The sequence below is a fragment of the Mesorhizobium qingshengii genome (genome assembly GCF_900103325.1).
GTDB classification, from domain to species: domain Bacteria; phylum Pseudomonadota; class Alphaproteobacteria; order Rhizobiales; family Rhizobiaceae; genus Mesorhizobium; species Mesorhizobium qingshengii.
Genome location: NZ_FMXM01000020.1, coordinates 127648 through 140641 on the forward strand (window position 1 = coordinate 127648; position 12994 = coordinate 140641).

The 12994-nt window shown below is 63.9% G+C and carries 15 protein-coding genes; 10 read left to right on the plus strand and 5 right to left on the minus strand.

The genetic code is table 11. The annotated features are described in order from the left end of the window. Window positions 1–9: 9 nt before the first annotated feature. The 4 genes from BLS48_RS26355 to BLS48_RS26370 form a co-directional block, all read right to left on the minus strand. Entirely contained in the window at window positions 10–768 is a 759-nt protein-coding gene (locus tag BLS48_RS26355; RefSeq protein WP_091584242.1) for a M48 family metallopeptidase, read from the minus strand. Window positions 769–868: 100 nt separating this feature from the next. Next, on the minus strand, window positions 869–1351 hold the full coding sequence (locus tag BLS48_RS26360; protein ID WP_091584243.1) for a DUF2852 domain-containing protein: 483 nt from the start codon (window positions 1349–1351) through the stop codon (window positions 869–871). Window positions 1352–1426: 75 nt separating this feature from the next. Then, complete coding sequence (locus BLS48_RS26365) at window positions 1427–2611, minus strand: benzoate/H(+) symporter BenE family transporter (protein WP_091584245.1); 1185 nt, start codon at window positions 2609–2611, stop codon at window positions 1427–1429. After that, on the minus strand, window positions 2611–3381 hold the full coding sequence (locus tag BLS48_RS26370) for an alpha/beta hydrolase (protein WP_091584248.1): 771 nt from the start codon (window positions 3379–3381) through the stop codon (window positions 2611–2613). Before BLS48_RS26370 ends, BLS48_RS26365 begins: the two co-directional genes overlap by 1 nt. A gap of 221 nt (window positions 3382–3602) precedes the next feature. Here BLS48_RS26370 and infC point away from each other — a divergent pair, with 221 nt between their 5' ends. From infC to BLS48_RS26410, 8 genes are all read left to right on the plus strand, one after another. Further along, a complete protein-coding gene (gene infC / locus BLS48_RS26375) occupies window positions 3603–4139 on the plus strand; it encodes a translation initiation factor IF-3 (protein WP_013528312.1) in 537 nt (178 codons plus the stop codon). A 197-nt stretch (window positions 4140–4336) separates the two neighbouring features. Beyond that, on the plus strand, window positions 4337–4963 hold the full coding sequence (locus tag BLS48_RS26380) for a methyltransferase family protein (RefSeq protein WP_091584249.1): 627 nt from the start codon (window positions 4337–4339) through the stop codon (window positions 4961–4963). Between the two features lie 203 nt (window positions 4964–5166). Beyond that, window positions 5167–5370, plus strand: a complete 204-nt coding sequence (gene rpmI / locus BLS48_RS26385) for a 50S ribosomal protein L35 (RefSeq protein ID WP_006201248.1) — start codon at window positions 5167–5169, stop codon at window positions 5368–5370. 37 nt (window positions 5371–5407) lie between these two features. After that, window positions 5408–5809: a 50S ribosomal protein L20 gene (gene rplT / locus BLS48_RS26390; protein ID WP_006201247.1), complete on the plus strand. Its 402-nt coding sequence runs from the start codon at window positions 5408–5410 to the stop codon at window positions 5807–5809. A 142-nt stretch (window positions 5810–5951) separates the two neighbouring features. Further along, window positions 5952–7049 carry a phenylalanine--tRNA ligase subunit alpha gene (gene pheS / locus BLS48_RS26395; RefSeq protein WP_091584300.1) on the plus strand — a complete coding sequence of 366 codons (1098 nt, stop codon included), beginning with the start codon at window positions 5952–5954 and terminating at the stop codon, window positions 7047–7049. Next, the gene (locus tag BLS48_RS26400; protein WP_091584252.1) at window positions 7046–7468 is read left to right on the plus strand and encodes a GFA family protein; all 423 of its coding nucleotides are present in this window, start codon (window positions 7046–7048) and stop codon (window positions 7466–7468) included. Before pheS ends, BLS48_RS26400 begins: the two co-directional genes overlap by 4 nt. Then, on the plus strand, window positions 7465–9873 hold the full coding sequence (gene pheT / locus BLS48_RS26405) for a phenylalanine--tRNA ligase subunit beta (RefSeq protein WP_091584255.1): 2409 nt from the start codon (window positions 7465–7467) through the stop codon (window positions 9871–9873). Before BLS48_RS26400 ends, pheT begins: the two co-directional genes overlap by 4 nt. Before the next feature lie 39 nt (window positions 9874–9912). Beyond that, the gene (locus tag BLS48_RS26410) at window positions 9913–10515 is read left to right on the plus strand and encodes a nucleotidyltransferase family protein (RefSeq protein WP_091584257.1); all 603 of its coding nucleotides are present in this window, start codon (window positions 9913–9915) and stop codon (window positions 10513–10515) included. A 160-nt stretch (window positions 10516–10675) separates the two neighbouring features. Here BLS48_RS26410 and BLS48_RS26415 read toward each other — a convergent pair whose 3' ends face one another. Beyond that, entirely contained in the window at window positions 10676–11671 is a 996-nt protein-coding gene (locus BLS48_RS26415) for an aldo/keto reductase (RefSeq protein ID WP_091584260.1), read from the minus strand. Window positions 11672–11767: 96 nt separating this feature from the next. On the opposite strand from BLS48_RS26415, the gene BLS48_RS26420 reads away from it, so the two are divergent. Beyond that, complete coding sequence (locus BLS48_RS26420) at window positions 11768–12649, plus strand: LysR family transcriptional regulator (RefSeq protein WP_091584261.1); 882 nt, start codon at window positions 11768–11770, stop codon at window positions 12647–12649. A gap of 90 nt (window positions 12650–12739) precedes the next feature. Next, window positions 12740–12994, plus strand: a 255-nt coding sequence (locus tag BLS48_RS26425; protein WP_244529902.1) for a transposase family protein, incomplete at its 3' end; no start/stop codon positions are given.

Sequence of the window (12994 nt, forward strand, 5' to 3'; positions counted from 1 at the left end):
GCCCGTCACCTACTCGAACGCGATCGCCTGCAAGGCGCCGCCATTGCGCTTCAGCCAGGCCTTGCAGCGCTCGGTGTCCGGGCAAAGCTGTTCGCACAATTTCCAGAATTTCGGGCCGTGGTTCATCTCCTTGAGATGGGCGACCTCATGCGCGACGAGGTAATTTATGACCGGCGCCGGGGCCATCATGATGCGCCAGGAAAACGACAGATTGCCGTCCGAGGTGCACGAGCCCCAGCGGCTTGATGTGTCCTTGAACCGGATCGCCTTGGCGCGCTTGCCGAGCGCCTGCGTGTGCTTGACCACCAGGGCCTCGATCTCGCGCTTGGCTTCGCGCTTGAGGAAATCGGCGATGCGGCGCGGCAGGTGCACGCGCTCGCCATGCACGATCAGCAGCGGACCGCGCTCGTCGCGCGACACGGTGACGGTGCCACGTTTCGAGGGCTCATGGACGATGCGGTGCGGCACGCCGCGCACCGGGACCTTGATGCCGGGCCGTACCTGCGGCCGGTTGGGCACCTTGGCCAGCCGCTGTTCCAGCCACTCCTGATGGCGGTCGAGGAATTTTTCCACCTCGCCCCGGCGCAGGCCCGGCGGCACTGTGATGCGCAGGCCACGGCCACCGGAATCGATGCGCAGTGTCAGCCGCCGGGCGCGATCGTTCTCGACGATCTTGAGCGGCAATGACCGCCCGGCAACGACATGCTCCCGCTCTTGGACAGGCGCGGGCTTGGGTTTTGTCAGGTTGCGGAAGAAGCCGAAAGACATGGCCGGACGATACGCGATTCGAGGAAAACGAATAGAACAAAAAAGAAACGGCGCCGCTCGCGCGACGCCGTTTTTTCACGATCTGGCCTGTCGCCTGGCCTTAGTCGTCAAGCAGGTTCGAACCCTTGCCACGCTTGCTGGCCGTCGTCCCGGTGCTCGGATCGGTCTTCGTCGGCGCCGTCGCCTTGTTGCGGTTCGCCATGAAGCGGTCGAACTCATCCTGGTCCTTGGCGCGGCGCAGTTCGCGGGCGTACTCGTCGAACTGGGTCAGCATCTCGTCGAGCTTGCGGCGCTCTTCGTTCAGGCGCTCGAGTTCCTTTTCGCGCCAGTCGTCGAAAGCGACGTTGCCGGTGCGGGCGGAGCCGTGACCCCAGCGGGCGGCCTTGTCGGAACCGCGGCGGCAGCCGGCGAAGATGCCGTCGGTCGCCCGGTTGACGTCACGCTTGAAGCCATCGAGGCGGTCGCCCCAGATGATGTAGGCGAGCATGGCGAAGCCGAGTGGCCAGAACACCATGAAGCCGATCACCATCAACGCGATGGTTGCCGGCGTCCAGGCCGGACGGATCAATGCGGATGTGTTCATTTTCTCCCATTCCTTCGGTTGGAGACAGCCAAACCCGGCTGCGTGGAATCGAAATGGGAAGAAGAAAACGGCGATTCAAGACAATGTCCGCCAAAACCGGACAAGAGGCTGAAATGATTGTTGCTTTTTGAATGCTTCGAGGAAAAGAACGGCCAGGCCCGCGACCAGCCCCCAGAATGCGGCGCCGACGCCGAACAGCGTCAGTCCTGACGCGGTGACGGCAAAGGTAACGGTGGCGGCCATGCGTTCGCCTTCGTCCTTCAGGGCGATCGACAGGGCGTTGGCAAGCGGCGCCATCAGCGCCAGGCCGGCCACCAGCACGATCAGGCTTTGCGGCAGGACGGCGAAGATCGCCACCAGCGAAGCCCCGAATATGGCAAAGACGATGTAGGCGAGCGCATAGAACGGGCCGGTCTTCCAGCGTTCGGCGGGATCGGGGTGGACGTCCGGCCCGGTGCAGATCGCCGCCGAAATCGCGGCCAGATTGGTGGTCGAGCCGCCAAACGGCGCCGACAGCAGCGAAAACAGGCCGGTGACGCCGATCAGCGGGCCGGGCTCCGGGTGATAGCCGGCGGCGCGCAGCACGGCGAGCCCGGAGAGGTTCTGCGAAGCCATGGTGACGAGGTAGAGCGGCAGCGCCAGGCCGATGATCGCGGCGGCGCTGAACTGCGGTGTGATCAGCGTCAGCGTCGACAGTTCCGGTGTCGGCAGGCCACCGACGCGGCCTGTCAGGAAAGCGGCGAGGCCGCCGCCGATCAGCACCACCAGCACCGACACCGCCGGATTGAACAGCCTGATGACGAAAAAGGCCGCGATCAGCGGCAGGATCAGCCAGGGATCGGCGGGGATGGCCTTGACTGCGTTGACGGCGAAACTGACGAGGATGCCAGCCAGCATGCCCGATGCCACCGACGGCGGTATCCTGGCGATCAGCCGCGTCAGCGGTCCGAACAGGCCGGTGGCAATCAGGAGGATGCCGGTGACGATGAAGGCGCCGACCGCCTCGCCCATCGAGAAGCCGCTCGACGCGGCGATCAGCGCCAGGCCCGGCGTCGACCATGCGGTGATGACCGGCATCTTCGTGCGCCAGGATAGCCACAGGCACTCGATCGCCATCGCCAGGCAAATCGCCGTCACCCAACTCGCTGTCTCGACCTGCGTCGCGCCGACCGCCTTGGCGGCGGCGATGACGATGGCCAGCGTGCCGCCAAAGCCGACGATTGCCGCGACAAAGGCGGATATCGGTATGGAAACGCGCATCAGTTCTCCCTCCGCGCCATCGCGTCGACGGTCCGTACAAGCATCTCGAGATCCTGCGGCCGCGACAGGCGATGATCACCGTCGGGGATCAGTGACAATGTCACATCGTCCGCGGGCAGCAGACTGACCAGCTTGAGCGCGTGGCTTGCCGGCACGTCCAGATCGGCCAGTCCCTGCAAGATGTGCACCGGGCAATGCGTGTCGATCGGGCCTGCCATCACCCGGTTGTTGCGCCCGTCCTCGATCAGCGCGCGTGTGTAGATGTACGGCTCGCTGGAATAGTCCGACGGCTCCTCGAAGAGGCCTCTTGCGGCCAGATCGCGCTTCTGCGCCTCGGTCAGCACCGGTTCGACCAGCTCGACGGTAAAATCCGGCGCCGGCGCCAGCAGCACCAGGCCGGCGACGTTGCTGTCGCCTGCCTTGCGCAGTTCCTGCACCATGCGCAGCGCGATCCAGGCCCCCATCGATGAGCCGACCAGGATCTGCTTGCCCCTGGTGAAGTGCCGGAACACGGCAAGGCTTTGCGAAAGCCATTTCGAAATCGTGCCATCGGCAAAGACGCCTCCGGATTCGCCATGGCCGGAATAGTCATGTCGCAGGAAGGCGCGCCCTTCTCTTGCCGCCCAATCCGACAGCGTCTCGGCCTTCGTGCCCAGCATGTCCGACTTGTAGCCGCCGAGCCAGACGATGCCGGGCGTCGTGCCAGCCGTGTGGCGCACCGCGATGCTTGATCCATCGACGTCCAGGAAGACAGGGGGCGTGGCAGTCATGGCTTTTTCCTCACGCCGGTCTTTTGGCGAAGGGTCTTGTGACACAGCCAGTGGCGTGGCGAAAAGTGCTCGCGATCATTCTTTGTTTGGTGCAGGTCAGCGATCAGGGTGATTTCCTGTCAATGCTGTGCTATTGACTCCGCCCGCGCGCTCACCACATTGGCGCGTTCACGCATCAAGACCTGCAAACCCTGAACGAAACGGCCAAGGAGACCACGACCATTCGCAGACCTTTCAAAGCAGCGGCGCCGACCAAGGATGGCCCGCGCTCAAACCGTGATATCCGGGTTCCCCGGGTCCAGCTTATCGACGCCGAAGGCCAGAACCGCGGCGATGTTTCCATCAACGACGCATTGCTGCTCGCCGAAGAGGCCGGGCTCGATCTGGTCGAGATATCGCCCAATGCGGTGCCCCCAGTCGTAAAGATCCTCGATCTCGGCAAGTTGAAATACGCCAACCAGAAGAAGGCGGCCGAGGCGCGCAAGAACCAGAAGGTCATCGAGATCAAGGAGATCAAGATGCGCCCGAACATCGACAGCCATGACTACGAGACCAAGATGAAGGCGGTTCGCCGCTTCTTCGAGGAAGGCGACAAGGTCAAGCTGACACTGCGTTTCCGCGGCCGCGAGATGGCGCACATGGAACTCGGCATGCAACTTCTGAACAAGGTGCGCGAGGAAGTCGCGACCATCGCCAAGGTCGAGGCGGAACCGAAGCTTGAAGGCCGCCAGATGATGATGGTGCTGTCGCCTCGCTAGGTCACGATGACGTCAGGCTTGTTATCGCGCTCCAAATCCGCCTGAATTGTGCTACAGGGCGTCCCGGCGATCGGCGGGACGCCTGTTTCTGGGCCAAAGCCGCGATCGCCGGTTCTGTTTTTATGCATGTCGTTCTCCCAAAACCGGGTCAATTTTAGGCGACATGCATCAGGCTCTTCGACGATCGGATTCCTCCCTTGGACAATGAACTCAAGTACGGGCTGGGCAACTACCAGCAGATGCGTAGGCTGGTGCTTGCCGTGCTCGTGGTGGTGCTGTTTTTGGCGCTGCTGTTCGGCCAGTCGACCTTCCCGCCCGACACGCCGGTCCACGAGTCGATCGAGATGTTCGGCGTGCTGCTGATTTTCCTCGGCATTGTCGGGCGCCTTTGGGCGACGCTCTACATAGGCGGACGCAAGTCTTCCGAGGTGGTGACTGGCGGGCCCTACTCGATCACCCGCAACCCGCTCTACGTGTTCTCGACAGTGGCCGCGGCCGGCGTCGGCGCGCAGATCGGCTCGTTCTCCGGCATCATTCTCTTTGCTGTCCTGTGCGCGGGCGCCTTCCATATCGTCATCCTGCGCGAGGAGAAATTCCTCACGGAAGCGCTTGGCGCGCCGTACGCGGCCTATCTGGCGAGGGTACCGCGCTTCTTCCCGAAGCTTTCGCTCTACCAGGAGGGCGATACCGGCAGCTTCAGGCCGTGCCTGCTGTTGACCACGCTGCTCGACGGGCTGGTGTTCCTGATCGCGCTGCCGGCCTTCGAACTGATCGATGGCGCCCAGCAGTCGGGCATGCTGCCAATCTGGTTCACGCTTCCCTGACGAGGACCCAGCGTCGCGTCCTGACGTTCCGGGAACGCGCGGCGCAGGAGGTGTTGCACAGCCGCCTGCTTTGACGTATAGCACCGCGGTTCTGAAAAACCGCCCGGCAGGGCATGCCGTGGCGGTTTCATTTGCTTTTCGGGCTTTGGTCGGCCTGAAGCGAACAAAAGCGCGATAGTGCGCCCACGATACGGAGTAGCAAAATGCCCAAGATGAAGACCAAGTCCGCCGCCAAAAAGCGGTTCAAGATCACAGGTACGGGTAAAGTCCTGTCGGCTGCGGCCGGCAAGCGTCACGGCATGATCAAGCGTTCCAACAAGTTCATTCGAAATGCCCGCGGCACGATGGTTCTGGCTGAACCGGATGGCAAGAAGGTCATCAAGAATTTTCTGCCGAACGGCCTCTAAGGCATTCGGTCCGGACACGTTTTAAGGAGATCATGACATGGCACGCGTAAAGAGAGGCGTCACCTCGCACGCCAAGCACAAGAAGGTCCTGAAAGCCGCGAAAGGCTTCTACGGCCGCCGCAAGAATACCATCCGCATCGCCAAGCAGGCGGTGGAAAAGTCGCTGCAGTACGCTTATCGCGACCGCAAGAACCGCAAGCGCTCGTTCCGCGCGCTGTGGATCCAGCGCATCAATGCCGCGACCCATGAGCACGGCCTGACCTACGGCCGCTTCATTGACGGCCTCAACAAGGCTGGCATCGAGATCGATCGCAAGATCCTGTCGGACATGGCCATCCATGAGCCGCAGGCTTTCGCGGCACTCGTGGCCAAGGCCAAGGTGGCGCTCGAATATCTGAAGAACACCACGCCGAACGCTTTTGAAAGCGCTGTCGCTTAAAGACCAGCGCTTCCCAAGCATTCGCAATTCTGATTTGGGGAACCCGCGCTGGCACGGCTGGCGCGGGTTTTTCTTATGCCTGAATTCACCTTAAACGTGACTTTCACCTTAAGGCTGACTTTCCAACGTAGCGAGTTTGACCGTGAACGACGCAACCACTGGCCTTGATACGCTTGAAAACTCACTTCTGGCCGACATCGCGTCGGCCGCCGACGAGGCCGCAATTGAAGCCGTGCGGGTCTCGGCCCTTGGCAAGAAGGGATCGATTTCCGAAATGCTGAAGACGCTCGGCGCGATGACCGCCGAGGAACGCCAGGTGAAGGGTCCGGCCATCAACGGCCTCAAGAACCGTGTCACCGATGCGCTGACCTCGCGACGGGCCGAGCTGAAGGATGCGGCGATCACAGCCCGCCTTGCCGCTGAAAAGGTCGACGTGACGCTGCCGGTGCGGCAGTCGCCGGCCGAGCGCGGCCGCATCCATCCGATCAGCCAGGTCATCGACGAGATCGCGGCGATCTTCGGCGACCTCGGCTTCTCGATCGCCGAGGGGCCGGACATCGAGAGCGACCACTACAACTTCACCGCGCTGAATTTCCCCGAAGGCCATCCGGCGCGCGAGATGCACGACACCTTCTTCTTCCAGCCGGACGAGAAGGGCGAGCGCAAGCTGTTGCGCACCCACACTTCGCCGGTGCAGATCCGCACCATGGAGACGCAGAAGCCGCCGATCCGCATCGTCATCCCGGGCAAGACCTACCGGCAGGATTCGGATGCCACCCACTCGCCGATGTTCCATCAGGTCGAGGGGCTGGTGATCGACAAGACGGCGAATGTCGCCAACATGAAGTGGGTGCTGGAAGAGTTCTGCAAGGCCTTCTTCGAGGTGCCGCAGGTCAAGATGCGCTTCCGGCCCAGCTTCTTCCCGTTTACCGAGCCCAGCCTGGAGGTCGACATACAGTGCGACCGCTCGCGGCCGGGCGAGGTGCGTTTCGGCGAAGGCTCCGACTGGATGGAGATCCTCGGCTGCGGCATGGTGCATCCCAATGTGCTGCGCCATGGCGGGCTGGACCCGGACGAATATCAGGGCTTTGCCTGGGGCATGGGCATCGACCGCATCGCCATGCTGAAATACGGCATGCCGGACCTGCGTGCCTTCTTCGATGCCGATGTCCGCTGGCTGTCGCATTACGGTTTCAGGCCGCTCGACATGCCGACCTTGTTCGGCGGATTGAGCGCATGACAGCGCCGCACACCGGCGGCTGCCGCTGCGGCGCCGTGCGGTTCGAGGCGTCGGCCGAGCCGCACCACGTCAGCTATTGCCATTGCGGCGATTGCCGGCGGGCCAGCGGCGCGCCGGTATCGGCCTTTGTCGGCTTCCTGGTCGACCAGGTGGCGTTCACCGGCAAGGCGCTGAAGATGTACGAGAACGGGCCAGTGACGCGCTCCTTCTGCGGCGTCTGCGGCTCGCCGATCGCCTATGTCGACGAGCGGCTGGAGGACGACATCTACTTCATGCTCGGCGCCATGGACGTGCCGGCCGATTTCGGGCCGACGCGGCATGCCTATGTCAGCGAGCAGCTTCCCTACCTGCATATGTCCGACGACTTGCCGAGACATCTGAAAACAAGCGTCAAAAGACCAGACGGAACAGTCCAATGAAATTCACCCTCTCCTGGCTTAAGGATCATCTCGAGACCGACGCCTCGCTCGACGAGATCGTCGAGCGGCTGACCTCGATCGGCCTCGAAGTCGAGCATGTCGACGACAAGTCGAGCCTGAAACCCTTCGTCATCGCCAAGGTGCTGACGGCGGTGCAGCACCCCGATGCCGACCGGCTGCGCGTGCTGACCGTCGATACAGGCGACGGCAAGCCACCCGTGCAGGTCGTCTGCGGCGCGCCGAATGCCCGCGCCGGGTTGATCGGTGCCTTTGCCGCGCCCGGCACCTATGTGCCCGGCATCGACGTGACGCTGACGGTCGGCAAGATCAGGGGCGTCGAAAGCCATGGCATGATGTGTTCCGAGCGCGAGCTGGAGCTTTCCGACGAGCATAGCGGCATCATCGACCTGCCGGCCGACGCCCCCGTCGGCACCAGCTTCGCTGCGTACGCGCATCTCGACGATCCGCTGATCGAGATCAACCTGACGCCGAACCGGCCGGATGCCACCAGTGTCTACGGCATCGCCAGGGATCTGGCGGCCAGCGGGCTTGGCCGCCTCGTCGGCGGTGCCATCATGCCTCATGCCGGCAGCGGCATGTGCCCTGTCAAGGTGACGATAGAGGCCCCGGAACTCTGCCCCGGCTTTGCGCTCAGGCTGGTCAAGGGCGTCAAGAACGGCCCGTCGCCGAAATGGCTGCAGCAGCGGTTGATCGCCATTGGGCTTCGGCCGATCAGCGCGCTGGTCGACATCACCAACTATGTCACCTTCGATCGCGGCCGCCCGCTGCATGTGTTCGACGCGAAGAAGGTTGCTGGCAATCTCGTCGTGCGCCGCGCGCGCGACGGCGAGAAGGTGCTGGCGCTCGATGGCCGCGAATACACGCTGACGCCGGAGATGTGCGTCATAGCAGATGACGACGGCGTCGAATCGATCGCCGGCATCATGGGCGGCGAGCATTCCGGCTGCGACGAAAACACGTCAGACGTGCTGATCGAATCGGCCCTTTGGGATCCGATCGCCACGGCGCGCACCGGCCGCACGCTCGGCATCATCACCGATGCCCGCTACCGCTTCGAACGCGGCGTCGACCCCGAATTCATGGTCCCCGGCGTCGAACTGGCGACCAGACTGGTGCTCGATTTCTGCGGCGGCACGCCGACGGAGATCGAAGTGGCCGGCTATGCCGGTCACAAGCCCAGCATCGTGTCCTTCCCCCTCTCGGAAGTGAAGCGGCTGACCGGCATCGAGGTGCCGAAGGCGGAAAGCCTCGACATCCTGTCGCGCCTCGGCTTCAAGCCCAAGGGCTCGGGCGATGTCGTCGATGTGGCGGTGCCGTCCTGGCGCCCCGATATCGACGGCAAGGCCGACCTGGTCGAGGAGGTGATGCGCATCCATGGCGTCGACAACATCGCTCCGCAGCCGCTCGGTTCGCATGACGCAGTCAATGCAAAGATCCTCACCACGCTCCAGGTCCGCACCCGCACGGCCAAGCGCGCGCTTGCCGTGCGCGGCATGATGGAGGCGGTCACCTGGTCGTTCATTCCGGCCAAGCACGCCGAACTGTTCGGTGGCGGCCAGACCGCGCTGAAACTCGCCAACCCGATCGCCGCCGACATGTCCGACATGCGGCCGTCGCTGCTGCCGGGGCTGATCGCCGCCGCACAGCGCAATGCCGACAGGGGCATCGGCGACGTGGCGCTGTTCGAAGTGTCCGGCACCTATGAGGGCGACGGCGCCGACCAGCAGCGGCGCGTGGCCGCCGGTGTTCGGCGCGGCACGGCAAAGCTCGACGGTTCAGGCCGCAATTGGGCCGGCAATTCCGGTCCGGTCGGCGTCTTCGACGCCAAGGCGGATGCGATCGCGGCGCTCGAAGCCTGCGGCGCGCCGGTCGAGCGGCTGCAGATCGAGGCGGGTGGACCGGGCTGGTACCATCCCGGCCGTTCCGGCACGATCAAGCTCGGGCCCAAGACCGTGCTCGGCACCTTCGGCGAGTTCCACCCGAAGACGCTGGAAGGGCTCGATGTCTCCGGGCCGCTCTGCGGTTTCGAAGTGTTCGTCGATGCCGTGCCCGAGCCGAAAGCCAAGCCGACGAAAACCAAGCCGAAGCTGGAGCTGTCCGCTTTCCAGGCGGTGAAGCGCGATTTCGCCTTCGTCGTCGACAAGTCGGTCGAGGCCGGTACGCTGGTGCGCGCCGCTCTTGCCTCCGACAAGAAGCTGATATCAGCCGTTTCGGTCTTCGATATTTTCGAAGGTGCGTCGCTCGGCGAGGGCAAGAAGTCGATCGCCATCGAAGTGTCGATCCAACCGGTCGAGAGGACGCTGACCGACGACGATTTCGAGGCGCTGGCCAAACGTATCGTCGAGAATGTCGGCAAGCAGACCGGTGGCGTTCTGCGCGGCTAGAGGCTTGCGGGCAGATGGCGAATCGCCCTCCAAAAGGCGATGGACCATCTGCGCTATTCCGGGCTGCCATTCGAGGCACAACGCTCGGCGTTTCTCGACATTGTCGCGGCGGATCCGCTGCTTGTCGAAACACTGGCGCGGGTGCGCGCGCTCGCGCTGCCGGACTGGCTGGTGGTTTCCGGCGCGCTCTACAACAGCGTCTGGAACCACCTGACTGGGAAGCCGTCAGGTTACGGCGTCAAGGATGTCGACCTGTTCTATTTCGATGGCTCGGACCTGTCTTACGAGGCCGAGGACGGCGTGATAGCTCGCGCTGCGCCGGCCTTTGCCGGCCTGCCGCTCCCGGTCGAGCTGCGCAACCAGGCGCGGGTGCATCTGTGGTATCCGGAAAAGTTCGGACGATCCTGCCCTCGCTATACGAGCTCCAGCCACTCGCTCAGCTTTTTCGCCTCGAGGACCCATGCGGTTGGTGTCCGCTTCGGCGCGGATGGGCAGCTTGAGCTGGTGGCGCCGTTCGGGCTCGACGACATCTTTTCGTTTCGCATCACGCCGAACCGGGTGATGGACAACCGCCAGACGCATGAGGCGAAGGGGGCGCGGGCCCAAGCCAACTGGCCGGAGATTAGTGTCGTGCCTTGGTGACCACCCTCCCCCTTGTGGGAGGGTCGCGGAGCAAATGCCGCAAGGCGGCCTTTGCGAAGCGGGGTGGGGGTTCTCGTAGGGCGCTACCCCCACCCCGTCTCGCTGTCTCCGCTTCGCTAAGACAGCGAGCCGACCTCCCCACAAGGGGGAGGGTGAAGGCCTAGCCATTCACCAGCGCCAGCAGCTCCTCGGTGTAGCGCTTGCCGGTGACCTTGTCGGGCGACAGCGCATCGCCAATGGCTTGCACATCGGCCACGCTCAGTTCGATCCCGGCCGCCGCGGTGTTCTGCTCCAGATGGCGAATTTTTCGGGCGCCGGGGATCGGCACGATGAAATCGCCCTGATGCAGCACCCAGGCGAGCGCCAGCTGTGCCGAGGTCACGCCCTTTTCAGCCGCCAGCTTTTCCAGCGTGGCGATGACAGCCGCATTGGCGGCCATGGCGTCGGCCTGGAAGCGGGGCAGCGTGCGGCGCCAGTCGTCGTCGCTCAAAGCCTCGGGTTTGGCGATTGTGCCGGTCAACAGGCCACGGCCGAGCGGGCTATACGGAACGAAGCCGATGCCGAGTTCGCGGCAGACGGCGAACACCTCGTCTTCCGGGTCGCGGCTCCACAGCGAGTATTCGCTCTGCACGGCGGATATCGGATGCACGGCATGCGCCCGGCGGATGGTTGCGGCGCTGGCCTCCGACAGGCCGAGTGCTCGCACCTTGCCCTCGCGCACCAGCTCGGCCATGGCGCCGACCGTATCCTCGATCGGCACGCTCGGGTCGACGCGGTGCTGGTAGTAAAGGTCGATCACATCCGTGCCCAACCGCTTCAGCGAGGCCTCGGCAACCGCCTTGACGTGCTCGGGACGGCTGTCGACGCCGGCCATGCGCTCGGTGCCTGTCCCTTCCTCCAGGATCTTGAAGCCGAACTTGGTGGCGATCGTCACCCTGTCGCGCACCGACTTCAGTGCCTTGCCGAGCAGGATCTCGTTCTCGTAGGGGCCATAGACTTCCGCCGTGTCGAAGAAGTTGACGCCGATCTCGACGGCGCGGTGCAGTGTGGCGATCGCCTCGGCTTCCGGCTGGCCGCCATAAACGAAGCTCATGCCCATGCAGCCGAGGCCGACTGGATAGACGTTCAGTTCAGTTCCTAGTTTGCGGGTTTGCATCACGCGTCTCCATGTTGTGATGCCCAGGAGATAGCGCCTTGCCATACGTTCGATAATCGGCTCTCATGTGCACGGGTTGTTCCAAAAAATAGATCAATGAACCGAGCTCATCTGTCCCAGCTTGCGGTACTAGCGACCGTCGCCCAGTGCGGCAGTTTTCGCAGCGCGGCCAGGGAACTGGCCATCGCGCCGTCGGCGGTCAGCCACGCGGTGTCCAGCCTGGAAGCGCGGCTTGGCGTCCGTCTGCTGTCGCGCAGCACGCGCAGCGTCGCGCCCACAGAAGAGGGCGCGCAGTTGCTTGAGCGGCTGAGGCCGGCGCTCTCCGAAATCGATCTCGCCCTGGAGACAGCGATCGAGGCGCGCGACCGGCCGGCCGGCAATCTCAGGCTGACCGTGCCACGCACCGCAGCCCACCTTGCGCTGACGCCGCGGCTCGGCGCCTTTGCCGCGGCCTATCCCGACATCGTGCTGGAGATCATCATCGAGGATCGCTTCACCGATGTCGTCGAAGGCGGCTTTGACGCCGGCGTGCGGCTCGGCGAGAGTCTGCAGCGCGATATGATCGCGGTGCGCATCGGGCCCAATCTGCGCGGCGCCGTGGTCGGCGCGGCCTCCTATTTCGCCACCATGCCCAGACCACGGCATCCGCGCGATCTTGCCGACCACCGCTGCATCCGCTTCCGCTTCTCCAGCGGCATTCTTTACCGCTGGGAGTTCGAAAAGGATGGCGAGGAGATCGAACTGGCGGTGCAGGGGCCGCTGATCCTCGACGAGGATCATTTGATCGCCCAAGCGGCGGTCGATGGCGCCGGGCTTGCCTTCGTTTTCGAGGACTATGTCCGCGCGCCGCTCGCCGACGGCCGGCTTGTCCGTGTGCTGGAGGACTGGTGCCCGCCCTTCGACGGGTTCTTCGTCTACTATCCAAGCCGCCGCCAGATGCGCCCGGCGCTACGGGCTTTTGTCGATTTCTTCAAGTGAGTGGGTAGGTGCGCGATCACCCTCCCCCTTGTGGGCAGGGGAATCGCATATGGGAATTTTGGGCTTGAACTTGGTTTGAGAAGGGATTCTTTGGGAAGGCAGTCCAACGAAGGAGCGACTGCCATTTCCACCCTTGAGAGCTATTTCGGCGCGGTCCCTGACCCGCGCGCGGCCAACGCCACGCACCGGCTTGGCGATCTGATCGTGATGATGATCGCAGCGAGCCTGTGTGGTGCGACCAACGCGACGGAGTTTTCGTTGTTCGCGCAAGAGCGCAAGCAGGCGCTGTCGCGCTTGATCGATTATGAGGAGGCGCCCAGTCACGACACCTTCTCGCGGCTGTTG

Coding starts and splice junctions, on each gene's coding strand:
- BLS48_RS26355 (WP_091584242.1), bottom strand. CDS start 768: ATGTCTTTCGGCTTCTTCCGCAACCTGACAAAACCCAAGCCCGCGCCT.
- BLS48_RS26360 (WP_091584243.1), bottom strand. CDS start 1,351: ATGAACACATCCGCATTGATCCGTCCGGCCTGGACGCCGGCAACCATC.
- BLS48_RS26365 (WP_091584245.1), bottom strand. CDS start 2,611: ATGCGCGTTTCCATACCGATATCCGCCTTTGTCGCGGCAATCGTCGGC.
- BLS48_RS26370 (WP_091584248.1), bottom strand. CDS start 3,381: ATGACTGCCACGCCCCCTGTCTTCCTGGACGTCGATGGATCAAGCATC.
- rpmI (WP_006201248.1), top strand. CDS start 5,167: ATGCCCAAGATGAAGACCAAGTCCGCCGCCAAAAAGCGGTTCAAGATC.
- rplT (WP_006201247.1), top strand. CDS start 5,408: ATGGCACGCGTAAAGAGAGGCGTCACCTCGCACGCCAAGCACAAGAAG.
- BLS48_RS26400 (WP_091584252.1), top strand. CDS start 7,046: ATGACAGCGCCGCACACCGGCGGCTGCCGCTGCGGCGCCGTGCGGTTC.
- pheT (WP_091584255.1), top strand. CDS start 7,465: ATGAAATTCACCCTCTCCTGGCTTAAGGATCATCTCGAGACCGACGCC.
- BLS48_RS26410 (WP_091584257.1), top strand. CDS start 9,913: ATGGACCATCTGCGCTATTCCGGGCTGCCATTCGAGGCACAACGCTCG.
- BLS48_RS26415 (WP_091584260.1), bottom strand. CDS start 11,671: ATGCAAACCCGCAAACTAGGAACTGAACTGAACGTCTATCCAGTCGGC.
- BLS48_RS26420 (WP_091584261.1), top strand. CDS start 11,768: ATGAACCGAGCTCATCTGTCCCAGCTTGCGGTACTAGCGACCGTCGCC.